At 72.5% G+C, this 25,614-nt stretch carries 20 protein-coding genes; 10 read left to right on the plus strand and 10 right to left on the minus strand.

What is annotated here, in order from left to right:
- Positions 1-133 precede the first annotated feature (133 nt).
- Positions 134-3,382 (plus strand): ATP-binding protein, encoded by a 3,249-nt coding sequence (locus ACLHRZ_RS04625; protein WP_490416940.1) that lies wholly within the window; start codon positions 134-136, stop codon positions 3,380-3,382.
- A 185-nt stretch (positions 3,383-3,567) separates the two neighbouring features.
- On the opposite strand, the gene ACLHRZ_RS04630 is transcribed toward ACLHRZ_RS04625, so the two are convergent.
- The 3 genes from ACLHRZ_RS04630 to ACLHRZ_RS04640 form a co-directional block, all read right to left on the minus strand.
- Complete coding sequence (locus ACLHRZ_RS04630; RefSeq protein ID WP_490416941.1) at positions 3,568-5,577, minus strand: transglycosylase domain-containing protein; 2,010 nt, start codon at positions 5,575-5,577, stop codon at positions 3,568-3,570.
- Positions 5,578-5,752: 175 nt separating this feature from the next.
- Complete coding sequence (locus ACLHRZ_RS04635) at positions 5,753-6,697, minus strand: aldo/keto reductase (RefSeq protein WP_490416942.1); 945 nt, start codon at positions 6,695-6,697, stop codon at positions 5,753-5,755.
- Entirely contained in the window at positions 6,697-8,058 is a 1,362-nt protein-coding gene (locus ACLHRZ_RS04640; RefSeq protein WP_490416943.1) for a sugar porter family MFS transporter, read from the minus strand. The genes ACLHRZ_RS04635 and ACLHRZ_RS04640 overlap by 1 nt, the downstream gene beginning before the upstream one ends.
- A 204-nt stretch (positions 8,059-8,262) precedes the next feature.
- On the opposite strand from ACLHRZ_RS04640, the gene ACLHRZ_RS04645 reads away from it, so the two are divergent.
- From ACLHRZ_RS04645 to ACLHRZ_RS04655, 3 genes are read left to right on the plus strand one after another with little or no spacing between them, the layout of a single operon-like run.
- The gene (locus ACLHRZ_RS04645) at positions 8,263-9,741 is read left to right on the plus strand and encodes a type III PLP-dependent enzyme domain-containing protein (RefSeq protein WP_490416944.1); all 1,479 of its coding nucleotides are present in this window, start codon (positions 8,263-8,265) and stop codon (positions 9,739-9,741) included.
- Positions 9,738-11,057: a pyridoxal-phosphate dependent enzyme gene (locus ACLHRZ_RS04650; RefSeq protein ID WP_490416945.1), complete on the plus strand. Its 1,320-nt coding sequence runs from the start codon at positions 9,738-9,740 to the stop codon at positions 11,055-11,057. The genes ACLHRZ_RS04645 and ACLHRZ_RS04650 overlap by 4 nt, the downstream gene beginning before the upstream one ends.
- 1 nt (position 11,058) lies before the next feature.
- Positions 11,059-12,249: an aminotransferase class V-fold PLP-dependent enzyme gene (locus ACLHRZ_RS04655; RefSeq protein ID WP_490416946.1), complete on the plus strand. Its 1,191-nt coding sequence runs from the start codon at positions 11,059-11,061 to the stop codon at positions 12,247-12,249.
- On the opposite strand, the gene ACLHRZ_RS04660 is transcribed toward ACLHRZ_RS04655, so the two are convergent.
- Positions 12,224-12,700: a hypothetical protein gene (locus ACLHRZ_RS04660; protein WP_490416947.1), complete on the minus strand. Its 477-nt coding sequence runs from the start codon at positions 12,698-12,700 to the stop codon at positions 12,224-12,226. The two genes, ACLHRZ_RS04655 and ACLHRZ_RS04660, sit on opposite strands and share 26 nt — an antisense overlap.
- A 246-nt stretch (positions 12,701-12,946) precedes the next feature.
- On the opposite strand from ACLHRZ_RS04660, the gene ACLHRZ_RS04665 reads away from it, so the two are divergent.
- The 4 genes from ACLHRZ_RS04665 (at position 12,947) to ACLHRZ_RS04680 (ending at position 15,832) form a co-directional block, all read left to right on the plus strand.
- Positions 12,947-13,327: an SdpI family protein gene (locus ACLHRZ_RS04665; RefSeq protein ID WP_490416948.1), complete on the plus strand. Its 381-nt coding sequence runs from the start codon at positions 12,947-12,949 to the stop codon at positions 13,325-13,327.
- Between the two features lie 170 nt (positions 13,328-13,497).
- Positions 13,498-14,166, plus strand: a complete 669-nt coding sequence (locus tag ACLHRZ_RS04670; RefSeq protein ID WP_490416949.1) for a sporulation delaying protein family toxin — start codon at positions 13,498-13,500, stop codon at positions 14,164-14,166.
- 107 nt (positions 14,167-14,273) lie between these two features.
- A complete protein-coding gene (locus tag ACLHRZ_RS04675) occupies positions 14,274-14,876 on the plus strand; it encodes an SdpA family antimicrobial peptide system protein (protein WP_490416950.1) in 603 nt (200 codons plus the stop codon).
- Entirely contained in the window at positions 14,876-15,832 is a 957-nt protein-coding gene (locus ACLHRZ_RS04680) for a sporulation-delaying protein SdpB family protein (protein ID WP_490416951.1), read from the plus strand. The genes ACLHRZ_RS04675 and ACLHRZ_RS04680 overlap by 1 nt, the downstream gene beginning before the upstream one ends.
- On the opposite strand, the gene ACLHRZ_RS04685 is transcribed toward ACLHRZ_RS04680, so the two are convergent.
- Together ACLHRZ_RS04685 and ACLHRZ_RS04690 are read right to left on the minus strand one after the other, a co-directional pair.
- Positions 15,807-16,133, minus strand: a complete 327-nt coding sequence (locus ACLHRZ_RS04685) for a hypothetical protein (protein ID WP_490416952.1) — start codon at positions 16,131-16,133, stop codon at positions 15,807-15,809. The genes ACLHRZ_RS04680 and ACLHRZ_RS04685 overlap by 26 nt on opposite strands.
- Positions 16,134-16,166: 33 nt before the next feature.
- Entirely contained in the window at positions 16,167-18,389 is a 2,223-nt protein-coding gene (locus ACLHRZ_RS04690; RefSeq protein WP_490417210.1) for a HelD family protein, read from the minus strand.
- A 194-nt stretch (positions 18,390-18,583) separates the two neighbouring features.
- Here ACLHRZ_RS04690 and ACLHRZ_RS04695 point away from each other — a divergent pair, with 194 nt between their 5' ends.
- Both ACLHRZ_RS04695 and ACLHRZ_RS04700 read left to right on the plus strand, forming a co-directional pair.
- A complete protein-coding gene (locus ACLHRZ_RS04695) occupies positions 18,584-19,771 on the plus strand; it encodes a glycosyltransferase (RefSeq protein ID WP_490416953.1) in 1,188 nt (395 codons plus the stop codon).
- Between the two features lie 59 nt (positions 19,772-19,830).
- Positions 19,831-20,814 (plus strand): alpha/beta fold hydrolase, encoded by a 984-nt coding sequence (locus tag ACLHRZ_RS04700; RefSeq protein ID WP_490416954.1) that lies wholly within the window; start codon positions 19,831-19,833, stop codon positions 20,812-20,814.
- A gap of 7 nt (positions 20,815-20,821) precedes the next feature.
- Here the strand turns inward: ACLHRZ_RS04700 and kdpC are convergent, their stop codons facing one another.
- The 4 genes from kdpC to kdpF are packed head-to-tail and all read right to left on the minus strand — an operon-like array spanning position 20,822 to position 25,361.
- The gene (kdpC, locus tag ACLHRZ_RS04705) at positions 20,822-21,472 is read right to left on the minus strand and encodes a potassium-transporting ATPase subunit KdpC (protein WP_490416955.1); all 651 of its coding nucleotides are present in this window, start codon (positions 21,470-21,472) and stop codon (positions 20,822-20,824) included.
- A 41-nt stretch (positions 21,473-21,513) separates the two neighbouring features.
- Complete coding sequence (gene kdpB / locus ACLHRZ_RS04710) at positions 21,514-23,607, minus strand: potassium-transporting ATPase subunit KdpB (protein WP_490416956.1); 2,094 nt, start codon at positions 23,605-23,607, stop codon at positions 21,514-21,516.
- Positions 23,607-25,271: a potassium-transporting ATPase subunit KdpA gene (gene kdpA, locus ACLHRZ_RS04715; protein ID WP_490416957.1), complete on the minus strand. Its 1,665-nt coding sequence runs from the start codon at positions 25,269-25,271 to the stop codon at positions 23,607-23,609. Before kdpA ends, kdpB begins: the two co-directional genes overlap by 1 nt.
- Complete coding sequence (gene kdpF, locus ACLHRZ_RS04720) at positions 25,272-25,361, minus strand: K(+)-transporting ATPase subunit F (RefSeq protein WP_490416958.1); 90 nt, start codon at positions 25,359-25,361, stop codon at positions 25,272-25,274.
- Between the last annotated feature and the right edge of the window lie 253 nt (positions 25,362-25,614).

Genomic DNA, 25,614 nt, shown 5'->3' on the forward strand with positions numbered 1-25,614 from the left:
CCGTTGGGCTGCCGTTGGCTGATAGGAGGTCTTGGAATGATTCGTTCCCTATGCCAAGATCACTTTCCGGAGGGGGGCGGTCACAACCAGCCCTGTCCGGCACAGACCGCGCGTAGAACGACAGGAACTCCGTATGCCCGCACCGCAGTCGCCGAGCACGCCGTCGCACACCGGGCGGGGCCTGCCGCCCGGACCGCTGCTGCGCGTCCTGGGCCCCATGACGGCGCAGCACGAGGGGGACGACCTGCCGCTCGGCCCGCCGCGCCGCCGGACGCTGCTCGCGCTGCTGCTCATACGCCTGGGCAGGGTCGTGCCCACCGAGCTGCTCGTCGAGGAGCTGTGGCCGGACGGCCCCCCGCGGCAGGCCGTCGCCACGCTGCAGAGCCACGTCTCCCATCTGCGCGGCGTCCTGGACCGCGCGGCCGGCGACGGCACGCCCTCGGTGCTGCGCCACCGGGCGCCCGGATACGTCCTCGACCTCGCCCCGGAACGGACCGACGCCGGCCGCTTCGAGCAACTCGTCACCGCCGGGCGGCAGCTGCTGGACCGCGACGACCCGCGCACCGCCCGCGACCGGCTCACCGAGGCGCTGGGCCTGTGGCGCGGCTCCCCGTACACGGAGTTCGCGGCGCACCCGCCCCTGGCCGACGAAACGATCCGGCTGGAGCAACTGCGGCTCACCGCCCTGGAGTCCTGCGCCGAGGCCGGGCTCGTCCTCGGGTCCGCCGACGAGGTGGCCGCGGAACTCGACCGCGAGGTGCGCCGCCACCCGACCCGCGAGCGGCTCGTCGGCCACCTGATGACGGCCCTGTCCCGGCTCGGCCGGCAGGCCGACGCGCTGGAGGTCTACGAGCGCACCCGCAGCCATCTCGTCGAGGAGTTCGGGGTGGACACCGCCCTCGAACTCCAGCGGGTGCACACCGCGATCCTCCGCCAGGAACCGGCCGTCGCGGAACCGGACGGCGCCGCACCGCCCGTGCTGCCCGTCGAGCCCCCGGCCGACTCACCGTCCCACGCTCCCTCCGCCGCAGCCGCCCCGGAACCGGCCCGCCAGCCCGCCCCCTCGCCGCTGGTCGGCCGGGACCAGGAGCTGCACCGCCTGGTGACCGCCGCGGCGGGTGCGCTCACCGGTCACGGCCATGTGGCGGCCGTCCTCGGCCCGGCCGGCGTCGGCAAGACCCGGCTGCTGACGGAGCTCGCCCCCGGCCTGGAGACCGCCTACGAGAACCTCGACGTGGTGTGGAGCCACTGCCATCCCGGCGAAGGGGTGCCGCCCTACTGGCTGTGGACCCAGGTCCTGCGCCGCCTCTCGGCCGCCCGGCCGGACGCCTTCCGCGCCGCCACCGCCCCCTTCGGCCCGCTCCTGGCCCCGCTGATGCCCGAACGGCTCGCCGGGACCGGGACGTTGCCGGCCTCCGAGGCCGACTGGGCCCAGGCCCGCTTCCTCACGCACGACGCGGTCTGCGAGGTCCTGGTCGCCCTGGCCGCCAAGCGCCCGGTCGTGCTGCTCCTGGAGGACCTGCACTGGGCCGACACCCCCTCCCTGGAACTGCTCGCCCTGCTCGGCACCCGCCGCCAGGGCCACTCGCTGAGCATCGTGCTCACCGCACGGGACTTCGCCGTCGACTCCGACGCCACGATGAGCCGGCTGCTGTCCGACGTCCTCAGAGGCCCCCGCACCGAGACGCTGCGGCTCGACGGGCTCTCCCGCCCCGCCGTCGCCGCCCTCGTCGAGGCCGCGGCCGGGCCGGGGGTGGACGCGGACGTCGTCGAGACGCTGCACCGGCGCAGCGAGGGCAACCCGTACTTCGTCATGCAGCTCCTCTCCCTCCTCGGCGATGCCCGCCGCCTGCACGACAGCGGCGCCACGGACGTCTTCCTCACCCGGATCCCCACCGGCGTGCGCGAGGCGCTGCGCCAGCGCTTCGCCGCGCTGCCCGACCACGTCCTGCGCCTCCTGCAGCTGTGCGCCGTCATCGGCGACGAGATCGACACGGACCTGCTGCTGCGCACCGCCGACACCGAGCCCGAACCCGTCGCCACGGCACTGGAGTCGGCGATCCGCGCCGAACTGCTCGGCGAGGACCCGCACCACCCCGGGCGGCTGCACTTCGCCCACGCCCTGGTGCGGGAGACGCTCGTCGACGAGATCCCCCGAGACGAACGCCACCGGCTGCACGCCCGCACCGCCGAGGCCCTGTGCGCCCGGCGGCACGGGGAGCTGGGGGGCGAGGAGATCGAGCGGGTCGCCCACCACACCTGGAACGCCAAGGAGACCATCCACGCCGAGGAGGCGCTGCCCCGGCTGCTGCGCGCCGCCGAGCACGCCGAACAGCACCTGGCGTACGAACACGTCGAGACCTGGCTGCGCCGCGCCGTGCACCTCGTCGGCTACCTGTCGCCCGACGACACCTCGGCACGCGGCCTGGAACAGCGGCTGCACATCCAGCTCGGCCAGGTGCTGGCCACCACCCGCGGCTACGGCGACGCCGAGGCCGAGGCGGCCCTGGGCCGGGGCCGGGCCCTGAGCACGGTCACGGAGGCACCCGAGGACCCGTCGGTGCTGTGGGCCCTGTGCGCAGCACTCCTGGTCACCGGCCGCTATGACGAATCGCGCCAATTCTCCGGCTTGTCACGGGAGATCGCCGCCCGGACGCAGCAACCGGTGGCCCTGCTCGGCGCGGCCTACGGCGAGGGCATCGTGCTGCACGTCCGGGGCCGGCTGCCCGAGGCGCTCGGCGAACTGGAGCCCGCCGTCGAGATGGCCGACCGCTTCGCCCGCGAGGGACACGAACTGGCCCGCACCTTCCAGCACGACCCGCGCGTCTCCTGCCGCTCCTACGAGGCATTCACCCGCTGGATCATCGGCGACCGGGAGACGGCCGCGCAGCGCCGCGCGGAACTGCTGCGCCTGACCGGTTACGAGAGCCGGCCCTCCGACCGGTCCTTCGCCCTGTACGTGGACGCGGTGCTGGCCGCCTGGGAGGGGGACGCGGATGCGGTCCTCGCCGCGACCGACGAGGGCATCCAGGTGGCCGCCGACCACGGACTGCTCTACTGGAAGGCCATGCTGAGCGTGCCCCGGGGCTGGGCCCTGACCCACTCCGGCCGGGAGGCCGGGGGCCTCGCGCTCATGCACGCCTCCCTGGACGAACTCCGGCTCTCCAGGAGCCACTTGCGCCTCCCGCTGCACCTGGGCCTGCTCGGGCAGGCCCAGCACCGCGCCGGGCGGCGGGAGGAGGCGAAGGACACCTTCCGCAAACTCCTCGCCGTCGTCGGCCACCGCCGCGAGCACGTCTACCTCGACCCGGCCCTGCCGGCCACCCGGCTCCTGCACGACCTTCTCGGGCGGAGCGCAGCGGAGTCGGTGTTGGCGGGGTAGGGGCCCCGTCAGGTGGGCGCCCCGTCAGGGGCGCGGGGAACTGCGCGACAAGCTCCCGGCTGCCTGCAGCCGAAGCACGACCCCGGAGGTCCGGGGCGAAGCCCCGGGTGCCTCGACTGCAGGCGCGTCGTGGCCGGTCGCGCAGTTCCCCGCGCCCCTGACGGGGCCCCTACGGGGAGGGGGCGCTACAGCGCCCCCTCCATCGCATCGCGCCAGATCGGCCCCGCCAGCGTGCCGCCGAACGCCTGGCCGATGACGGCGCCGCCGATGCTCTGCCCGTCGAGGTCCTGGGGGCTCGCGGGGTCGCTGACGACGGTGGCGCCGGACACGTCGGAGGTGTAGCCGACGAACCACACCTGCTTGCCCTCGTCGGTGGTGCCGGTCTTCCCCGCGCTGTCCCGGCCGCTCAGCCCCGCCGGCTTGCCGGTGCCGTCCTCCACGACGCCCTTGAGCATGGACGACACGGCGTCGGCGGTCCCCGAGGACATGGCCTGGTGGCAGTCGGCCCGCGGCACCGCGATCTCCTTGCCGTCCGGCCCGGTGGCGGAGGTGACGGCGACCGGCGTGCAGTAGGTGCCGTGGTCGGCGAACGCCGCATAGGCGCTCGCCATGTCCAGCGGGGTCAGGTCGTTGGTGCCCAGCGTGAGGGACGGCACGACCTGCAGCGCGTTCCCGTCGGCCTGACGCGCGATGCCCAGCCGGCCGGCCATCGCGGCGACCTTGCACAGGCCCGTGTCGGCCTCCAGCTGGGCGAAGTAGGTGTTGACGGACTTGGCCATGGCCTCCGGCATCGCGAACGGGCCGACCAGGGACGGGCTGTCGTTGTGCACCTGCTGCCCGCCGTCCGTGTAGCCGCGCCCCGCACAGTCGGTCATGGCGGGCCACGGCATGGAGTACGGGGACGGATACTTCCGGTCCGGCCGGGCGCCGTCCTCCAGCGCCGCCGCCGCGACGACGGGCTTGAACGTGGAGCCGGTGGGGAATCCGAGCCCGCCGCCCATGGCCGTACCGACGTTGAGGTTCAGCCCGGTCTCGTGCGCCCCCGTGCCGTAGTCGCGGCTCTGGGCCATCGCCAGGATCCGGCCGGTGCCGGGCTGCACGAGGGTCGTCGCCGCGGCCGCCTGGTCGGTGGTGTAGACGTGGGAGGTCACGGACTGCTGAACGGCCTGCTGCGCCCGGGGATCCAGGGTCGTACGGATCTGCAGGCCACCGCGGTGCCACAGCGCCCGGCGGACGGCTGCCGTCCCGCCGAAGGCCGGATCGTCGAGGACGGTCCGGCGGATGTAGTCGCAGAAGAACCCCTCGCCCTGCTCCGCGGTGATGCAGCCCTCGTGCGGCGGGTTCTGGTCGAGCTTCACCGGCTGGGCGATGGCCTGTCGGGCCTGCGCGGTGGTGATGGTGCCGTACTGGGCCATCTTGCGCAGGACGGTGTCGCGGCGCTGCCGGGCCAGTTGCGGGTTGACGACCGGGTCGTAGGAGGACGGGGACCGGACCAGCCCGGCCAGCAGTGCCGCCTGCGGCAGCGACAGGTCCGCGGCATGGACGCCGAAGTACCGTTCCGCTGCGGCCTCGACGCCGTACGCCTGCTCGCCGAAGTAGGTGATGTTGAGGTAGTCGGTGAGGATCTCGTCCTTGGTGAGGGTCTTCTCCAGCTCGATCGCGTAGCGCAGCTCCCGGATCTTGCGGTCGAGGGTCTGGCGCTGGGCCTGCCGGACGGCCTTCGGGTCGTCGCCCGCCTCTTCGACGAACACGTTCTTCACGTACTGCTGGGTCAGCGTCGAAGCGCCTTGCACCACGCTGCCGTTGGTGGTGTTGCGGTCGAGCGCACGCAGCACGCTCTTGAGGTCCACCGCGCCGTGCCGGTAGAAGCGGCTGTCCTCGATGTCGACGAGTGCCTTGCGCATCACCGGGGCCATGCGATCACCGGGCACGACGGTGCGGTTGCGGTCGTAGACGGTGGCGATGAGGCCGCCCTTCGCGTCGTAGATGCGGGAGGACTGGGTGAGCGGCGAGGAAGTGAGGGCGTCGGGAAGGCCGTTGAAGTCGTCGGTCGCGGCCTTGGCGGTCAGCCCGAGGACGCCGAGGGCGGGCATGGCCATGCCCGCGAGGAGGATGCCGGCCAGGGCGCCGGCGGCGAGGAGTCGGTAGACGTTCACGAGCCGTGAGCCGGGCCTGCGGGGGCGCGTCAATGGCATGCGGGAACCATACGGGGCGAACCTGAGGGTTCGCCCCGAAGTCGGCGGTTCCGGAACGGCCCCCGTGGGGCGTGGTGCGTTCGGCTGCGGGCCGGTCGTGGTTGCTCGCGCAGTTCCCCGCGCCCCTGACGGGGCGCTCGCCCGGGGTTGTGCGCACCGGCAGCAACCACCCTCCTCACGGCAACAACCCCGACCGCGCCAAGTCCCGCCACAGGCCCGGCGGTACGGCGACGTCGGCCAGCCGTACATCCTCCGCCACCTCCGTCGCGCTCCGCATGCCCACCAGCACACAGGCCGCATCCCGCGCCGCCCACGCCAGCGCCGCCGCCGCAAGCGGCACGCCGTGCGCCCCGCACACCGCGGCGATGTGCCGCGCCCGCGCCACCACAGCCGGAGGCGCCACCGCATAGTCGTACGCCGACCCCGGCCGAGGATCGGCCAGTACCCCGCTGTTGAACACCCCCGCGGCGACAGCCGCCACTCCCTCCCGCCGGCACAGCGGAAACAACTCCCGCTGCGCGCTCCCGTCCAGCAGGCTGCAGCGCCCCGCGCACAGCACCACGTCCAGATCCGTTTCGGCCACGAACCGCGCCAGCATGGCGGTCTGGTTCATGCCGGCCCCGATCGCCCGCACCACGCCCTCCGTCCGCAACTGCGCCAGTGCAGGGAACGCCTCGCCCACCGCCTGCTCCCAGTACGCGTCCGGGTCGTGGACGTACACCACGTCCACCCGGTCCAGGCCGAGCCGCCCCAGGCTCGACTCCAGGCTCCGTAACACCCCTTCGCGGCTGTAGTCGCGGATCCGCACCCGGTCCGGTGCGCCCGGGAACTCGGGCGCACCGCCGTCGCCCTCCGCGCCGAGCAGGCGCCCCACCTTCGTGGACACCGTGAACGCGTCCCGCGGGCACCCCCGCAGCACCGCGCCGAGCCGCTGCTCGGACAGGCCCGCGCCGTAGTGCGGGGCGGTGTCGAAGTAGCGGATCCCCGCCTCCCAGGCGGCACTTACCGCGCCCTCCGCCTCCGCATCCGTCACCGGACGGAACAGGCCGCCCAGCGGCCCGGCCCCGAAGCCGATCCGCGTCACGGCGACACCGGACCGGCCGAGTACCGACGTCTCCATCAATCCCTCCGCCTCCAGTACGCCTCGATCTGCTCCAGCGACCGCCCCGCGGTCTCCGGCACCCGGCTGCGCACGTACCAGGCGGCCACCGCCGACAGCGCCGCGAACACCCCGAACACCCCGCTGCCCAGCGCCCGCAGCACGTCCGGGAACGCGAGCGCGAAGGAGAAGTTGAGCAAGTACTGGGTGAACGTCACCACGCCCATGCCGAGCGCCCGCGCCCGCAGCGGCAGCACCTCCGGGCAGTACAGCCAGAACACCGGGCCGAGGCCGAAGCCGAACGCGAAGGTGTAGACGAAGACGCACAGCACGGCGAGAACGGTGACCTGCGGGAACAGTGCCAGCAGCGCCATCGGCGGCGCCTGTGCGGCCAGGGAGACGGTCAACAGCCGCACTCGGCCCAGGCGTTCGATGAACGGGAGGGACAGAGCCGTCGACAGGACCAGCGCCGTGCCCACGCCGTAATTGGCCATCCTGCCCGCGCCCGTCCCGCCGCCCCCGGCGACGTGGGAGAAGATGACGGGCGCGTAGTACACGACCGCGTTGATCCCCGTGAACACCTGGAAGAACGTCAGCGTCAGCGTGATGCGCAGCGCCGACCGGTACTGCCCCAGCAACTCCTGCACGCCTGCGTGCTGTTCGGCCAGGCTCGCGCGGATCCCGGCCACTTCCTCGTCCGCGGTCCGGGCGTCGGCGCGCAGCCCGCGCAGCACCCGGGCCGCCTCGGCCTCGCGGCCCCGCAGCATCAGCCAGCGCGGGCCCGGCGGGCTCGCGACGATGCCGGCCAGGAAGAGTGCCGCCGGGAGCGCCCCGAGGCCCAGCATCCACTGCCAGGCCCCGGCGTCCGACAGTGCGTCGTCGACGGTGTAGGCGAGCAGGATGCCCACGTTGACGGCGAGTTGGTACAGCGCCGTGATCCGGCCGCGGAGGTGCTTCGGGGCCAGCTCGCTGAGGTGGATCAGGCCGAACATGTTCGCCAGGCCCACCGCGAAGCCCAGGACGAACCGGGAGGCCATCAGCACCGCGGCGTCGGGTGCCAGGCCGCAGCCCACCGAACCGGCCAGGAACACGGCGCCGGCCAGGATCAGCAGATGCCGCCGGTCCCAGCGCCGCGCGGCCAGAGCGCCGGCGACGATCGCCGGCAGGGCGCCGAGCAGGATCAGGCTGGTGACCAGGCCCTGCCCGGTGGAGTCCAGCCCGAAGCGGTCCGACAGCGGCTGCAGCGCGCCGGAGATCGCCCCGGAGTCGTACCCGTACAGCACACCGGACATGCCGCCCAGCACGGCCACGAGGTGGACGCGGCCGGGCACCCCGGCCACGGCCGGTCCGTCGGCGCCGGTTCTCGGTGGCGAATGCGTCATGTGACCCCCTCAGCGGACTCGCGCCCCGCGGAGCGCCTCGGCATCCCGGGCAACTTCCCCAAAGAATGCGGCTGTTCGCCGCCACGGCAAGAGGGCCATCACGGCCACGGCCTGCCGACAGGCAATGGACGCCACACGGCCGGAAGGCAATCATGGGCTCATGCCGGCCGCGGTCCGCGTCCGCCCGAAGGAGGGGGAACCGGGATGAGCCAGGCACCCGAGCACCTGGAACCGCTGTATCTGGAACCGCGGCTGGAGCCGCCGCTCGCCCCGCTGCTGGAGGCCGGCGCCTTCCTGCACTCGCTCGCCGACGCGCTCGGCTCCCCGCTCGCCGTCCTGCTGCCCGACCGGGCCGCCGAGAACGCGGGGCACTTCCGTGCGGTCTACCGGCGCCACCACCTCTCCGGCAGCGTCTTCTACGCCCACAAGGCGAACCGGTCCAGTGCCCTGGTGCGGCGGCTCGCCGTGACGGACGCCGCCCTCGACGCGGCCTCGCTCGGCGAGCTGCAGCACGCCCTCGGTGCCGGGTTCACCGCGGACCGGATCGTGGCCACCGGCCCCAAGGACCCGGAGTTCCTCTGGCTGGCCGCGCTGACCGGGGCCATCGTCCACATCGACGGCCAGGGCGAGCTGGAGGGGCTCGCGGGCCTCGTCCGCAAACACGGCCTGCCCCGGGTGCGGATCCTGCTGCGGCTGTCGGACTTCCGCGCGCCCGGCGTCCGGATACGGTCGCGGCCCAGCCGCTTCGGCACCTCCGCCGGGTCGCTGGACCGGCTGCTGGACGCCGTCGAACGCCACCGCGACACCGTCGAACCCATCGGCACCGCCTACCACTTGGACACCACCAGCCTCGACGAGAAGGCGGTGGCCCTGGAGGGCTGTCTGCACGCCATGGACGCGCTGCGCCGCCGCGGCTTCCGGCCGCGCGCCGTCGACGTCGGCGGCGGCTTCGGCGTCGACTACCTCGCGCACGGCGCCCAGTGGGACCGCTACACCACCGCGCTGACCCATGCCGTCCTCGGCAAGCGGCCCCCGCTGACCTGGGGCGGACACGGCTACGGCCTGCGCGCCGAGAGCGGCACCCTGCGCGGCACGCTGGGCCTGTACCCCTCGCACCGCCCGGTCGCGGGCGCCGCCTACCTGGACGCGCTGCTCTCCCTGCCGGCCCCCTCCCTCGGCCGCCCGCTGGGCGCCCTGCTGCTGGAGAACCTCTACGACCTGCACGCCGAACCCGGCCGTGCCCTGCTGGACCAGTGCGGGTTCACCCTCGCCCGGGTGCTGGAGGTGCGGCGGACCGACTCCGGGGAGCAGCTGGTCCGGCTCGCGGCCAAGGCGAGCGACATCGGCCTGGAGGAGCACGGCGTGCTCGTCGATCCCGTCCTCGTCGGCCGCGACGGCGACGGCCCGGGCGGGCCGCCGGTCGGCGTCCACCTCACCGGCAGCCTGTGCCTGGAGAGCGACCTGATCACCCGCAGGACGGTCTTCCTGCCCCGCCCGCCGCGCCCCGGCGACCTGCTGGCCTTCGCCAACACCGCGGGCTACTGCATGGACTTCGGCGCCACCCGCGCCCAACGGCAGTCCCCTGCCCGCAAGGTCGCGGTCCACCGCGCTGCGGGCGGCTGGCAGTGGTGCCTCGACGAGCAGTACTGGCCGATCACGCGTCAGGGGGACGGACAGGCATGAGGTACGACAGCATCACCGAGGTCATCGGGGACACCCCGCTGGTCCGCATCGACCCGGCCGTGCACGGCCTGCGCCGCATCGACCTCTACGCGAAGCTGGAGATGCTCAACCCCTTCGGCTCCGTCAAGGACCGGGCCGCCTGGAACATGGCCCGGCCCGGCCTGCCCGGCGCCGTGCAGCGCGGCGAGACCGTCGTCGAGCTGTCCAGCGGCAACACCGCGAAGGCGCTGGCCCTGATCGCCGGCATGCACGGGCTGCCGTTCAAGAGCGTCACCAACCGGATGCGCATCCCGGAGATCAAGGACCTGTTGCTGCTGCTGGGCGCCGAGATCGAGGAACTGCCCGGCCAGACCGAGTGCCTGGACCCGACGCTCACCGAGGACCCGCTGACCCTCTTCCACCGCGAGCTCACCCGGCCCGGCAGCGCCCACCTGCACACCGACCAGTACTTCAACGACCGCAACACCGAGGCCCACGCTACGGGCACGGGCCCGGAGATCGTGGCCGACCTCGACGGGCGCGCCCCCGACTGGTTCATCGCCTGCATCGGCACCGCCGGCTCCTCCACGGGGGTGGCCCGTGTGCTGCGCGCCCACGACCCGGACGTCCGGGTCGTCGGACTCGTGGGCAGGAAGGCCGACTTCATCCCCGGCATCCGCACCGTCGACGAGGTGCACGAGGTGGGCCTCTTCGCCCCCGACACCTACGACACCATCGAGGCGGTCGGCACCGACGAGGCCATCGACGGCATGCTCACCCTGGCCCGCCGCTGCGGCATCCTCGCCGGGCCGACCGGGGGAGCGGCCTACTACGGCGCCGTCCGCCATCTGCGGACCGCCGAGGAGGAGTTGACGGAGCGCGCCACCGCGGTCTTCATCGTCTGCGACCGCGGCGAGAGCTACCTCAGCTACGTGCGCCGGCACCGTCCCGAACTGTTCAACCGGCCGCCGGTGAAGAACTCCGTGGACACTCTCACCCCCGCCGAGGTGCAGTCGGCGGCGGCCGTCGACACGGCGGCCGCCCAGCGGTGGATCGCCGAACAGCAGCCCCTGGTGATCGACCTGCGCAGCTCCTTCGCCTACGCCGCCCTGCACATCGAGGGGTCGATCAACATCGTCGACGAGCTCTTCGACGAACTCCTGCGCGGCGGACTGCCGTTCAGCAAGCAGCAGCCCGTCCTGCTGGCCTGTCCGGTCGGCGAACAGTCCGCCCGGTACGCCGCCCTGCTGACCCGCATGGGCCACCCCGACGTGCGCAGCCTGGCCGGCGGCATCATCGCCTGGCGCGACGCGGGCGCCCCGCTGGTGCGTGAGTGACATGGCCGGACCGCTGGAGGACCTCGCCGCGTGGCAGCGCTCCCTGCGCGCCCAGTTCCCCATCATCGTCGCGCACCCGGAACTGGCCTACCTGGACAGCGCGGCCACCTCCCAGAAGCCGCAGGCCGTCCTGGACGCCGTGCAGCACTACCTCACCACGAGCAACGCCAACGCGGGCCGGGGCACGTACCCCTGGGCCAACGCCACGACGGCGCTGGTGGAACGGACCCGCGACCGCGTCAAGGAGTTCCTCGGCGACCCGGCCCCCGACCGCTCCGCCGTGCACTTCACCGCCGGCACGACGGACGGGCTGCGCACCGTCGCCCGCGACTGGCTGCCCGGCCTGCTCGCGGACGGGGACGAGATCGTCGTCCCGTTCGCCGACCACCAGGCCAACCTGACGCCCTGGCTGGAGACCGTGCACCTGCTGGCCGCGCAGGGCGTCCGGGTCGGCGTGCGGGAACTGCCCTACCAGGAGGGCTCCGGCGACTACGACCCGGCCGCGCTGGCCGCCGCCGTGGGCCCGCGCACCCGCTTCGTCGCGGCCACGCACGTGCACCACGTCTACGGCGGCGACATGAACGTCCACCGCATCCGGCGGGCGGTGGGCCCGGACGTGCCGATCTGTCTGGACGCGGCCCAGAGCGTCGGCCACCTCCCGGTCTCCGTAGCCGAGTTGGACGTGGACTTCGTGGTCTTCTCCGCGCACAAGGCGCTGGCCCTGCCGGGCACGGGCGTGGTGTGGTCGCGCGGCCGCCGCGGCCCGCGCTTCGCGCCCGGCGGCTGGGACGGCACCCCGAACACGGCCGGCATCGCGGCGCTCTCGGCGGCCCTGGACTGGCTGGACCGGGCGGGCCCGGACCGCATCGAGGCGTGGTGCACGGCCCTGGCGGCCCGGCTGACCGACGGCCTGGGCCGGCTGCCCGCCTACCGGGTGCTGGGCTGCGGCCTCAGCCTGGCGGCGGACTCCCGCGTGCAGCGGCGCACCGCGATCGTCACCTTCCGGCACCGCGACATCGACTCCGGCGACCTGGGCTTCATCCTCTTCAGTCACGGCTTCATGGTGCGCACGGACGGCCACTGCCAGGCCGGGGCGGGGGAGCGGGAGCACTCCGTGCGGGTCAGCCTGCACGTCCACAACACCGCGGAGGAGATCGACGGGCTGCTCAGCGTCCTCGCCGGCCTGCCCTGAGCTGCCGGAGCTTCTCGATCGTCAGGCCGATGGTGTTGACGGAGTCCCGGATCCGGTCGTTCTGCTGGTGGCTGCCGACCTTCTCGCTGACGTGGTCGCGGGCCTCGGCGACCAGGTCCCCGATCATCACGAGGACCGTGGCGGTCGTGACCTGTCCGCTCGTCACCGAGTCGATGTCCCAGTGCGCGTGGACGCCGAGCTCCACGACGAGCACGGCGACCATCAGGGCGGACCAGATGCCGGTCTTCTTCAGGAACGACACCAGGTTGACGTTCTCGTGCCGCAGGGCGATGGTCATGCTGACCAGCAGGACCAGCCCGGCCACGACGGCGAGGGACCGCCAGGACTGGTGGAAGACGTCCATGCCGAGGGCCAGCAGGACGAGGACCCAGGCGGTGCCCTGGACGAGGGCGCGCTCGTCATAGGCGCGCGTTGCCGGTGTCTGCGTCATGCCCCTCAGAGTAGGGGGCGGTATCGGGACATTGTGCGCTATTCGGTGCTGCGGTTTTCCGGCCCCGGCCGGTAGGGGCCGGGTGCGGCGGTGCGGCAGCGGCCTCAAGTGCGGTGTGGTGTGGGGATGTTCAACTGCGGCAGGACGTCATCAATATTTCACCGCCCCCCGTTGATCGCCTCGAACGACAGTGCCACGATGGCCGGGTCGCCGATCACGTGGGCTCGCCAAGGGGGAAGCAGCACCGTGAGTTCTCATCTCGCCGTGGGCGTCATTCTCGCCGCCATCTATCTCGTCGCCGCTCTCGTCGTCCTCGCCGTCACCCGCGCCGGCAAGAAGGGCACCCTCGGCCGGAACACCTTCGTGGGCGTGCGGACCCGGGAGACCCTGGACAGCGACGCCGCCTGGCAGGCCGGGCAGCACGCTGCCCGCCGCCGCTACCTGCGCCTGGTCCCGGTCCTGCTCGTCGCCGCGGCCGCCGTTCTGGTCAACGGCCTCGCCGACGGCCCCACTTGGGCCTACGTCGCCATCGTCGCCGCGAGCGGTGCCGTGGACATCGCCGTCGCCGTGTCGTCCGTCGCCGCGGCCAACGCCGCCGCGCGCCGCGAGCACCACGGCCCCGCCTGAACCGGCCGCGCGGCACACCATTTCGCGGATTTCCGGTGGCGGAGGCGACTCCCTCCGCCACCGGTCCTCAAGCGCCGGGCTCCTCCTCTGCATGCCCGCGAGCGGAGCGCCGGCCCGCCGCCGTCCGGGCGGTGGAACCCGTTCGACAACGACTCGACGAAAGTACCTCAATGAAGCTGAAGAAGAGCGCTGCGCTCGTCTGCGCAGCGGCCGTCCTCACCGTGGGCGCCGTCACCGGCACGGCGGCCGTGGCCGCCCCCGCGAAGAACTCCGGGGTGACCGCGCCGCTGTCCGGCAAGGCCGCCAAGCACACCGTCAAGTACTCCGACGAGGACATCGTCGGCCTGCTCATCTTCGCCAAGGGCAAGGCGGCGGACGAACACCCGGACCTGGCCAAGCAGATCCGGTCGCACCGCACGCCCGATGCCGACAAGGTGACGCCCGAGCAGATCGCGGAGTTCACCAAGGAGCTCAAGGCGATCGACACCGACTTCCACGACAAGGTCACCGTCCCCGTCCAGATCAGCGACCCGTACGCGGCCAAGGCCGGTATGGAGCGGCTGAACGACGACGTCAAGACCTACATCGCGCAGCACAAGAAGTCCGGCAACAGCCCGGACCGCGCCAACGGCTGGGTCTGGCACGACGCCAACGCCGTGATCGAGATCAACGTCCTCGGTGCCATCAACGCCATCGGCTACGCCAACGTGGCCGGTGCGACCGAGGCGGTCGTCGCCCTCGTCGTGGTCCCGTCCGCGGTGAGCTACGGCTTCGACATGAGCAAGCCCAACAGCCTGGACGCCGGCAACTTCGTCTCCGCAGTGGCCAAGAGCCTCTGACCCACCGACACCCTGCCGGGCCGCGTCGCGCACAACGCGGTCCGGCAGGGCCCGTTCACCCGCACGGGACCCGACCCGTACCAGCGCCGCATAGGGGCCATGTCCGGATGACCAGTACGTCCACAGAACACCGCCCGACGCCGACGGGAACCGGGAAGGGCCCGGTACGCCAGCTCGCTCTGTTCGCCACCGTCTGCCTGCTCGTCTTCGGGCACCTCGCGCTGTCGCTCTTCTACACGCTGCCGACCAACGCGCTGAGCAGCCGCCACTCCAAGGGGGTGCGGCCGGTCCTGAACATCCTCACTCCGGAGAACTGGGCGTTCTTCACCCGGAACCCGGAGGGCGAGCAGATCGGCATCTATTCCTACGGAGCCGACGGCTCGGTGCACAACCTCCTGAACACGCCCCAGGGTTCGCCCGCGAACCTCTTCGGCCTCTCCCGCACCCAGCGGGCCCAGGGCCCGGAGATCGGCTTCTTCAGCTCGGCCGCCACGCAGCACTGGTCCGACTGCGCCGGCTATCTCGACGACTGTCTCCGGGAGGCGTCGGCGAAACCCGCGCTGAAGGTGAAGAACACCAGCCCCGTGCCGACGGTCTGCGGTGAGGCCTACCTCACCCGGGAGAAGACGGTGCCGTGGAGCTTCCGCAACCAAGTCTCCTACGACCGGCGCGTCGAGCACGTCGCCCACCTGGACATCCGATGCCGATAATGCCCGCCGTACAGTCCCTCGCCGACCGCCTCGCCCGGCGCACCGCCCGGCACGACATGCGCTCCCCCTGGTTCGGCGCCGGGCGCACCGTCATCGCGGCGGCCCAGCTGAGCTATCTGCTGCTGACCCCGGTCAAGGCCCTGCTCGTGCCGGTCGTCGGCATGGGCGACTACCCGCACTGCAACTCCGTCCGCGCCGCCTCCGCGCTGTGCCTCGGCGGCACCGGGGCGGAGCACGAGGCCCAACGCTGGCTGCTGATCGTGATCCTGGCGGTGGCCGCCAGCGGATACCGTCCGCGCTGGACGGCGATTCCGCACGCCTGGGCCACCTACTCGATCGCGGTCGGCATCGCGGTGCCCGACGGCGGCGAGTCCGTCGCCATGATCATGTGCTTCCTCCTGATCCCCATCGGGCTGGCCGACGACCGCACCTGGCACTGGCAGCAGCCCACCGGGGAGCTCGCCCCCTCGTGGCGCACGGTCACGTTCGTCGCCTTCCTGGCGATCCGGGTGCAGATCGCCTACCTCTATCTCGACAGCGCCATCAGCAAGTTCGGCGTCGCGGACTGGGCCAACGGCACGGCCGAGTACTACTTCCTGCGCGACAACATGTTCGGTGTGGGACAGCCCTGGGACGGCCTCTTCCTCGGCCTGTCCAAGAACGCGTTCGTCGTGGTCGCGCTCACCTGGGGTGCGCTGGTCATCGAGATCGCCATCGGCGTCTCCGTCCTGGCCTCCGACCGCTGGCGCAAGGCGGGACTGGCCATGGACATCGTGCTGCACGGCTCGATCATCCTCACCATGGGCCTGTGGAGCTTCGCCCTGGTGATGATCGGCTCGGCGGTGGTGTGCGCAACCCCGGAAGGCCGCGCCCCGTCAGGGGCGCGGGGAACTGCGCGACCAGCCACCGACGACCTGCAGCTGCAGGAGGTCAGGCCTGCGTCGCCGGTTCACTGATCCGGAACCGGCTCCCGTTCCGCGCGCCCAGCCGAGCCGTGATGCTCACCCGCCGGGCGGACCCGTCCACCGTGAACTCCCGGCTCGCCAGCGCGAGCCGAACCTCCTTCTGCCCCCGGTACCGGAAGAAAACGCGGATGCGGTGCTGCCCGGCGGCAACGGGAATCTTCCCGGTGCCCCACTTCATGACGTGCTCCCGGCCGTCGATCTCGACGACCGGGAACGTCAGGAGGTGATGGAACCACGCCGCGATGGGGTGGGGCCTGACCTCGACTGCGACAACTGCCTTGTGAGCGACCATGGTTGACATGCTACTGCCCAATGATCACTGAAGTCACTCCCATCCCATAAGCCCCTCCAGCCCCGCCGGGAGGGCGCCCGTGTGCACGACGCCCAGCCGCTGCGTCGCCCGGGTCAGCGCGACGTACAGATCGCTCGCGCCGAACCCCGCCGGCTCCGCGACGATCACCGCGTCGAACTCCAGCCCCTTGGCCTGCCGCGGGTCCAACAGCACGACCGGCCGGGTCAGATCGGGCGCGGGCCCGGAGGACGCGTCCGGGAGGGCTGCGGCCAGGGCGGGCAGCAGCTCGCGCGGGGCGATCACCGCAAGACGGCCCTCGGCCCGCGCCTCGCGCGCGACCGCCTCGTGCACCGCCCGGGGCAGCTCGCCGGCCCGCAGCGCCCAGGGACGTACGCCCGTGGAGCGCACGGACCGCGGCGGTACGAAGGAGGCGTCGGCGGACCGCACGACGTCCGCCGCCACCTCCATGATCTCCGCGGGCGTGCGGTAGTTGACGCCGAGCCGGACGTGCTCCCAGCGGTCGCCGACGTGGGGCGGGAGGATGTTCTCCCAGGCGCCGCAGCCGCCCGGCTCGGCGGTCTGCGCCGGGTCGCCGACCAGCGTCATCGACCGCGTCGGGCAGCGTCGCATCAGCAGCCGCCACGCCATCGCGGACAGCTCCTGCACCTCGTCCACGATGATGTGGCCGAACGCCCAGGTGCGGTCGGCGGCGGCGCGCTCGGCCGCGCTGCGGTGGTCGGCCTCCTCGTGCCGCTCGGCCAGCCGCTCCGCGTCGACCAGGTCGTGGGCGGCCAGCACCTCCGAGTCCTCGTCCTCGCGGTCCTCGAACTCCTGGGTGCGGGAGCCGTAGGAGAGGTCGAGCACGCCCTGCGCGTAGGCGATCCGCTCCTGCCGTGCGGCCTCGGCGGCGGCGCGGGCCGCGGAGTCGTCCTCGCCGAGCAGCTCGGCGGCCTCGTCCAGCAGCGGCACGTCCGCGGGCGTCCAGGCGCCGCCCGCGCGGCGGATCGCCGCGGCGTCCGCCTCCGGGAGGTGCACGGGCTCTTCGAGGAAGTCGGCGACCAGCTGCTGCGGGGTGAGGGCCGGCCACAGTTCGTCGACGGCGGCGTGCACGTCGGTGCTGGCCGCGACGGCCTTGCCGAGCTGGGCGACGTCGTCCGGGCCGAGGAGGTTCGGCCCGCCGTACGGGTCCGCGCCGAGCCGGTCGGCCAGTCGGGCCGTGAGCCCGTCGATCACGGCGAAGGCGAAGTAGGGGCGGGCGAGGTTGTGCGGCAGCCCGGTCTCGCGCGCCCGGTGCCCGGCCGCCTCCGCGATCTCCGCGTCCAGCCGGAGCTCGCCGTCCTCGTGGTCGATCACGATCTCGGGGGCGGGCAGGGTCTGCCGGTCGCGGACGAACCGCGCCAGCGCCTCGGCCATGGCCGCGCCGCCCTTGACCGCGGCCGCCCGCGGGGTGTCGGTGCCGGTGGCGACGACGCCCGGGAAGAGCTCGCCGGGCGTGGCCAGCAGCACGCCCGTCTCGCCGAGCGCGGGCAGCACCTCGCCGATGTAGCCGAGGAACGCCGGGTTGGGCCCGACGATCAGCACGGCCCGGCGGGCGAGCTGCTCCCGGTGCGCGTACAGCAGGTACGCCGCGCGGTGCAGGGCGACGACGGTCTTGCCGGTGCCCGGGCCGCCCTCGACGACGAGCACGCCGTGGTGCGGGGCGCGGATGATGCGGTCCTGCTCGGCCTGGATGGTCTGCACGATGTCGTGCATCCGCCCGGTGCGCGCCGAGTCCAGCGCGGCGAGCAGCACCGCGTCCGCGTCCGCGCCCTCGTGGCCGGTGCGTTCGGGGTCGGTGAGGTCCAGGATCTCGTCGTGCAGCGCGGTGACCCGCCGCTGCTCGGTGGTGATGTGCCGCCGGCGGCGCAGCCCCATCGGGGTGTGCCCGGTGGCGAGGTAGAACGGCCGCGCGACCTCGGCCCGCCAGTCGACGACCAGCGGGGTGCGCTCCGCGTCGTCGCTGCGTATGCCGATGCGCCCGATGTGGTGGTCGCGCCCGTCGCGGAACTCCAGCCGCCCGAAGCACAGTCCGTGCTCCCCGGAGTCGAACGCGGCGAGCAGCCCGGACTGCTCGGCCACCGCCACGTCCCGCTCCAGGCGCGCCTGGAAGGTGCGCCCGTCCCGGCCCAGGGCCTCGCGCACCGACTCCTCGGCGCGCGCCCGCAGTTCGGCGAGCCGTGCGTACAGCAGACCGAGGAATTCCTGCTCGCGCTGCATTTCCTCGTTTGACAATTCGGCTCCCGCCCCGATAGAATGCCCCTATAAAGCTTGCCCCTGGCCTGAATTGACCGGGCAGGGAAACATCCAATATACGCAGAGAAATACCCCGGGCGTCAATCCGCCCGGGGTATTTTCCGTCCCGGGGATGAATGCGGGTTTCCGTTTGCGGTTCCGGGGACAGGGATTTCCGGGTGCGCGTGCTCTGTACCGTCACCGGATCCTCCTCGCATGCCAGGGCCCTGCTGCCGCTGGTCTCGGCACTGGCCGCGGCGGGCCATGCCGTGCTCGTCGCCGCACCCCCGCAGTTCGTGGCCGGCTTCGCGGGCCGGCAGGTGCGGACCGCGGGGGTCATGGCGGATCTCCACGAACACATGGCCCGTCGCTTCCGCGAGGGCGGGGCCGCCGCTGCGGCCGGGCCGCCGGGGGCGGGGGCCGTGGAGTTCTTCGCGGGCCCCCACCTCGCCGACAGCTGTGCCGCGCTGCTGCCCGCCGCCCGCGACTTCGGCCCGGACCTGCTGGTCCGTGACGGCGGCGAGTTCGCCGGGTGCCTGGTGGCCGAGGTGCTGGGCGTTCCGCACGTGGCGGCGCCGTCCGGCGCGGCCAACCACCTCGACCCGGTGCACCTGCTGCCCGTCCTGAACGGACACCGCGTCCGGCTGGGACTGCCCGCCGCGGACGATCCGTACTGGATCCACCGGCACGGCCGCCTGGACTGCATGCCGCCCGCCTTCTCGTTCACGGCCCACCCGGCCGTCACGACCTTCGCCTACCGCCAGCCCGCGGACGTCGACCCCGCCGAGGCCCTGCCCGGCTGGATGGCCGAACTGCCCACGGACAGACCGCTGGTGATCGCCGCCTTCGGCACCGTGCTGCCCATGCTGGCAGGGCTGCCGGGGAACGCCTTCGACGCCGCGCCGGTGCTGAACGCCGTCGTCGCGGGGCTGGCGCAGCTGGACTGTGTGGCCGTCGTCGCCACCGGAGGTCTCCCGGTCGCGCACGACCCGGCGGACGGCGGCGTGCACCTGGTGGACCGCTTCCCCCAGCCCCTGCTGCTCCGGTGCGCCCAACTGCTCGTCACCCACGGGGGATACAACAGCATCAGGGAGGCCGTGGGCGCCGGTGTGCCCATGGCCGTGGCGCCCCGCTTCGGCGACCAGCCCGCCAACGCGGACCGGGTGCAGAAGCTCGGGCTGGGCGACAGCATCGCGGGCCCGGCCGCCGTCCCGGACCCCGGGCGGGTCGCCGCCGTCTGCGGGCGGCTGCTCGGCGATGCCCGGATCGCCGAAGAAGTGCGCTGCGCCCAGCGGCAGATACTGACCCTGCCGCACGTCGAGTCGGCCGTCGCCGACCTGGAACGGCTCGCGCACGGGGCGCACTGACCGCGCGGTCGCCACGCGGCGTATCGTGCGGGAATCAACCTTCGAGCAGGGGAGGGCACATGAGCGTCGCGGTGGAACACCGCCACGTCGAGGTGAACGGCATCAGGCTGCACATCGCCGAGCAGGGGGAGGGCCCGCTGGTCCTGCTGCTGCACGGCTTCCCGGAGTGCTGGTACTCCTGGCGCCACCAGTTCGCGCCCCTGGCCGCGGCCGGATACCGGGTCGTGGCGCCGGACCAGCGCGGGTACGCCCGCAGCGACCAGCCCGACGACATCGCCGCCTACAGCCTGCTGCACCTCACCGGCGACGTGATCGGGCTGATCCACGCGCTGGGCGAGGAGCGCGCGGTCGTCGTCGGCCACGACTGGGGCGCCCCGGTCGCCTGGACGACGGCGCTGCTGCGCCCGGACGTGGTGCGTGCGGTCGCCGGGCTGAGCGTCCCGCACCTGCCGCGCGGCGAGGAGCCCCCGCTGCCCCGGCTGCGCGCGGTGCTCGGGGACGGGTTCTACCAGCAGTACTTCCAGGAACCGGGCGTCGCCGACGCCGAGTTGGCGCAGGACCCGACGGTCACCTTCCGCAGTCTCCTGTCCGGCAGCGACGGCGGCAGCCCGGCCACGGACCCGCCGCGCCCCTGGGTCGTCCCCGACGGCGCCACGCTCCTCGACACCATGCGGGAGCCCAAGGAGCTCCCCGCGTGGCTCACCGAGGAGGATGTCCGGGTCTTCGCCCGCGAGTACGCGCACCACGGCGACCGCGCCTTCACCGGCGGCCTGAACTGGTACCGCAACATCGACCGCAACTGGGAGCTGCTCGCCCCCTTCGAGGGCCGCGGCATCGAGGCCCCGGCCCTCTTCGTGTCCGGCGACCGCGACCTCGTCCGCAGCTTCCCCGGCATGGACCAGGTGCTCTCCAACCTGGACCGGATCCTGCCGCGGCTGCACCGCAGCATCACCCTTCCCGGCTGCGGTCACTGGACCCAGCAGGAGCGCCCCGAGGAGGTCAACGCGGCCCTGTTGGAGTTCCTGGCCGCGCTGCCCCGGTAGCGGTGGTTCATCCCAGCGACGCCAGGCCCTGGTTGAGCTCCACGACATTGACGTGGGGCTCGCCCAGGAATCCGAGGCTGCGCCCGTCGACGTGCTGCTCGACGAGCCGGCGTACCCGGTCGACGGGCAGCTGCCGCGCCCGGGCCACCCGGGCCGCCTGTTCGCGGGCGTAGGCGGGGGAGATGTCCGGGTCCAGCCCCGAACCGCCGGCGGTAACGGCGTCCGCCGGGACGCTGCCCGGATCGACCCCGTCGAACGCGGCCACCGCGGCGCGACGATCGCCGACGGTCTTGACCAGATCGGGGTTGGTGGGTCCGAGGTTGGACGCGCCGGAGTTCGTCGGGTCGTAGGGGCCCGCCCCCTTGCCCGCGTCGGCGGCCGAGGGACGGGGCTGGAACCACCGCGGATCGGGGCGCAGTTGCTCGGCCGGGTCCGCGGGGTTCCGCTTCGGCAGGGCGAAGTTCTGGCCGAGGAGCGCGGAGGCGACGGGCCTGCCGTGATCCTCGATCAGGGAGCCGCCGGCCTGGCGGGGGAAGACCGCCTGCGCGATGCCGGTGACGGCCAGGGGGTAGGCGATGCCGGTGACGACCGTCAGCACCAGCAGGATGCGCAGGGCCGACAGGTACTGCCGGGCCGCGGGTGGGAGACGCAGGAGCATGAAAACTCGCCTTCTTCGCCTTCTGGGCTTTCTGGCTGCCGTCAGTGGAGGCCGGGGACGAACTGGACGGCCAGGTCGATGAGTTTGATGCCGACGAAGGGCAGTACGAGCCCGCCGAGCCCGTACAGCCAGATGTTGCGGCTGAGCAGGGACGCCGCGGACGAGGGCCGATAGCGCACGCCGCGCAGGGCGAGCGGGATCAGCGCGACGATGATGAGTGCGTTGAAGATGATCGCGGAGGAGATGGCCGACGTCGGGCTGTGCAGCTTCATGATGTTGAGCCTGTCGAGGCCGGGGTAGGCGACGGCGAACATCGCGGGGATGATCGCGAAGTACTTGGCGACGTCGTTGGCGATGGAGAAGGTGGTCAGGGCGCCGCGGGTGATCAGCAGTTGCTTGCCGATCTCGACGATCTCGATGAGCTTGGTGGGGTTGGAGTCCAGGTCCACCATGTTCCCGGCCTCCTTGGCGGCCGAGGTGCCGGTGTTCATGGCCACGCCCACGTCGGCCTGGGCCAGCGCCGGGGCGTCGTTGGTGCCGTCGCCCGTCATCGCGACCAGCTTGCCGCCGGCCTGCTCGCGCTTGATGAGGGCCATCTTGTCCTCGGGCGTCGCCTCGGCCAGGAAGTCGTCGACCCCCGCCTCCTCCGCGATCGCCTGTGCGGTCAGGGGGTTGTCACCCGTGATCATGACGGTGCGGATTCCCATGCGGCGCAGTTCCTCGAAGCGTTCCCGGATGCCCTCCTTGACGACGTCCTTGAGGTGGATGACGCCCAGCACCCGGGCGCCGTCGGCGTCGTCCACGGCCACCACCAGCGGGGTGCCGCCGCTCTGCGAGATGCGTTCGGTGATCTCGTGCACCTCCTCCCCGGGGCGGCCGCCGCTGTCGGTCACCCAGGCGGTCACCGAGCCGGCCGCGCCCTTGCGGATGCGGCGGCCGTCGACGTCCACGCCGCTCATCCGGGTCTGCGCGGTGAAGGGGACGAACTCGGCGCCCTCCAGCTCCCCTTCGCCGCGGGCCCGCAGCGAGTACCGCCACTTGGCGAGGACGACGACGGAACGGCCCTCGGGCGTCTCGTCGGCGAGCGAGGACAGCTGGGCGGCGTCCGCCAGTTCGTCGGCGCCCACCCCCTGGACCGGGAGGAACTCGGCGGCCTGGCGGTTGCCGAGGGTGATGGTGCCGGTCTTGTCGAGCAGCAGGGTGTTGACGTCGCCGGCGGCCTCGACCGCGCGGCCGGACATGGCCAGGACGTTGCGCTGGACGAGCCGGTCCATGCCCGCGATGCCGATCGCGGAGAGCAGGGCGCCGATGGTGGTCGGGATCAGGGCGACCACGAGCGCCACCAGGATGACGATGCTCTGCTCGGCCTTCGCGTAGATCGCGAAGGGCTGGAGGGTGACCACGGCGATCATGAAGACGATGGTCAGCGAGGCGAGCAGGATGTTGAGGGCGATCTCGTTCGGCGTCTTCTGCCGGGCCGCGCCCTCGACCAGGGCGATCATGCGGTCGATGAAGGTCTCGCCCGGTTTGGAGGTGATCTTCACGACGATGCGGTCGGACAGCACCTTCGTACCGCCGGTGACGGCCGAGCGGTCGCCGCCGGACTCGCGGATGACCGGAGCCGACTCACCGGTGATCGCCGACTCGTCCACCGACGCGACGCCTTCGACGACGTCCCCGTCACCGGGGATGATCTGCCCCGCCTCGACGACGACGTGGTCGCCCAACTGCAGTTCGGAGGCGGCCACCTCCTCCTCCCGCGGTGCCTCGGCACCGGACCGCCAGTCCGGGACGCGGCGGGCCGTGGTGTGCGTCCGGGCGCGGCGCAGCGTCTCGGCCTGGGCCTTGCCCCGGCCCTCGGCCACCGCCTCCGAGAGGTTGGCGAAGGCGGTGGTGAGCCACAGCCATGCCGCGATCACCCAGGCGAAGACGCTGGGGTTCTTCAGCGCCGACAGGGTCGTCAGCACGGCGCCGACCTCGACGACGAACATCACCGGGTTGCGGACCATCAGCCGTGGGTCGAGCTTGCGCACGGCGTCGGGGAACGAGGTGAGCAGCTGCCGGGGGTCGAGCAGGCCACCCGAGACGCGGTGCGGCTGGTGCTGGGGTTGTTGCTGGGGGAGCGACTCGGACATCAGTGCAGCCCTTCCGCGAGCGGCCCCAGCGCCAGCGCCGGGAAGTAGGTGAGGCCGACGACGATGAGGATCACGCCGGTCAGCAGCCCGACGAACTGCGGCCGGTGGGTGGGCAGGGTGCCGGCCGTGACGGGCACCGGGCGCTGCCGGGCCAGGGCGCCGGCCAGTGCCAGCACGAACACCATGGGCAGGAAGCGGCCGAAGACCATGACCAGGCCGAGGGCGGTGTTGTACCAGGCGGTGTTGGCCTGCAGCCCGGCGAAGGCCGAGCCGTTGTTGTTGGCGGCGGAGGTGAACGCGTAGAGCACCTCGGAGAAGCCGTGCGGACCGGAATTGGTCATCGCCTTCTGTTCCCCGGGCAGGGCCATGGCGATGCCCGCGCCGACGAGGACGATGGCGGGGGTGGTGAGAATGTAGAGGGAAGCGAACTTGATTTCGCGGCTGCCGAGTTTCTTGCCGAGGTATTCGGGCGTGCGGCCGACCATCAGCCCGGCGACGAAGACCGCGATGACGGCCAGGACGAGAATGCCGTAGAGGCCGGAACCGGTGCCGCCGGGGGCGATCTCGCCCAGCATCATGTTGAAGATCAGCAGTCCGCCGCCGCCCGGCGAGAACGAATCGTGGGCGGCGTTGACCGCGCCGCACGAGGTGAGCGTGGTGGAGACGGCGAACAGGGCGGAGGACCAGATGCCGAACCGCTGCTCCTTGCCCTCCATCATGCCGCCCGCCGCGTGCCCCACCGGACTGCTCACGCTGTGCAGCTCGTTGATGGTGACGACCGTCACCGAGGCCGCCCAGATCAGCGCCATGACGGCGACGATCGCGTACCCCTGGCGGCGGTCGCGGACCATGGTGCCGAAGGTGCGCGGCAGGGCGAACGGGATCACCAGGAGCAGGAAGATCTCAATGAGGTCGGTGAAGCCGGTGGGGTTCTCGAAGGGGTGGGCGGAGTTGGCGTTGTAGAACCCGCCGCCGTTGGTGCCCAGTTCCTTGATGGCTTCCTGGGAGGCGACGGGACCGCCGGTGATGCTCTGGTGGTCGCCGGCGATGGTCGTCAGGGCCTGGACGCCGTGGAAGTTCTGGATCACCCCTGCCGCCACGAGCACGAGGGCGAAGACGAACGAGATCGGCAGCAGGACGCGCAGCACGATGCGGGTCAGGTCGACCCAGAAGTTGCCGATGTGGTGGGTGCGCTTGCGGGTGAAGCCGCGGATCAGGGCGGCGACCACCGCGATGCCGACGGCCGCCGAGACGAAGTTCTGCACCGCCAGGCCCGCCATCTGCACCAGGTGTCCCATGGCCGACTCGCCGGAGTACGCCTGCCAGTTGGTGTTGGTGACGAAGGACGTGGCCGTGTTGAACGCCAGGTCCGGGGCGACGGGTTTCATGCCGAGCGAGAGCAGCAGGTGGTTCTGCAGCCGCAGGAAGGCGTAGAGGAACAGCACGGACACGGCGGAGAACGCCAGCAGGCTGCGCATGTAGGCGGGCCAGGTCTGTTCGGCGTCGCCGTCGACGCCGCCCGCGCGGTAGAGGAACCGTTCGGCGCGCAGATGGCGGGTGGTGGTCAGGCAGTGCGCGATGTAGTCGCCCAACGGCCGGTGGCACAGGGCGAGTGCGGCCACGAGGGCGAGGATCTGCAGCCAGCCCGCGAGGGTGTCGTTCATTCAGAACCTCTCCGGGAAGATCAGGCAGTACAGCAGGTAGAGCAGCAGGCCCACGGCCACGACGAGGCCGACGACGTTCTCGATGCTCACAGCCGCTCCACCCCCTTGACCGCCAGGTGGAGCAGGACGAAGGCCACGATCGTGAGGCCGACGAAGGCGAGATCAGCCATGGGCGATACACCTCGTGAAGGGGAGGAAGTGGGAAGAAGGAGCCGTCGGTTCCTGTGAGGGAGCTGTGGGGGACGGACCGACGGCGTGTGCGCCGACTCGTTCGAGCCACCGGTAGCGAAGCGCCGGACAACCGCCCTGGCGAGCCCTCTTAGCGCGCTCCTGACGCCGAGGG

The organism is Streptomyces sp. AM25, from assembly GCF_058146165.1.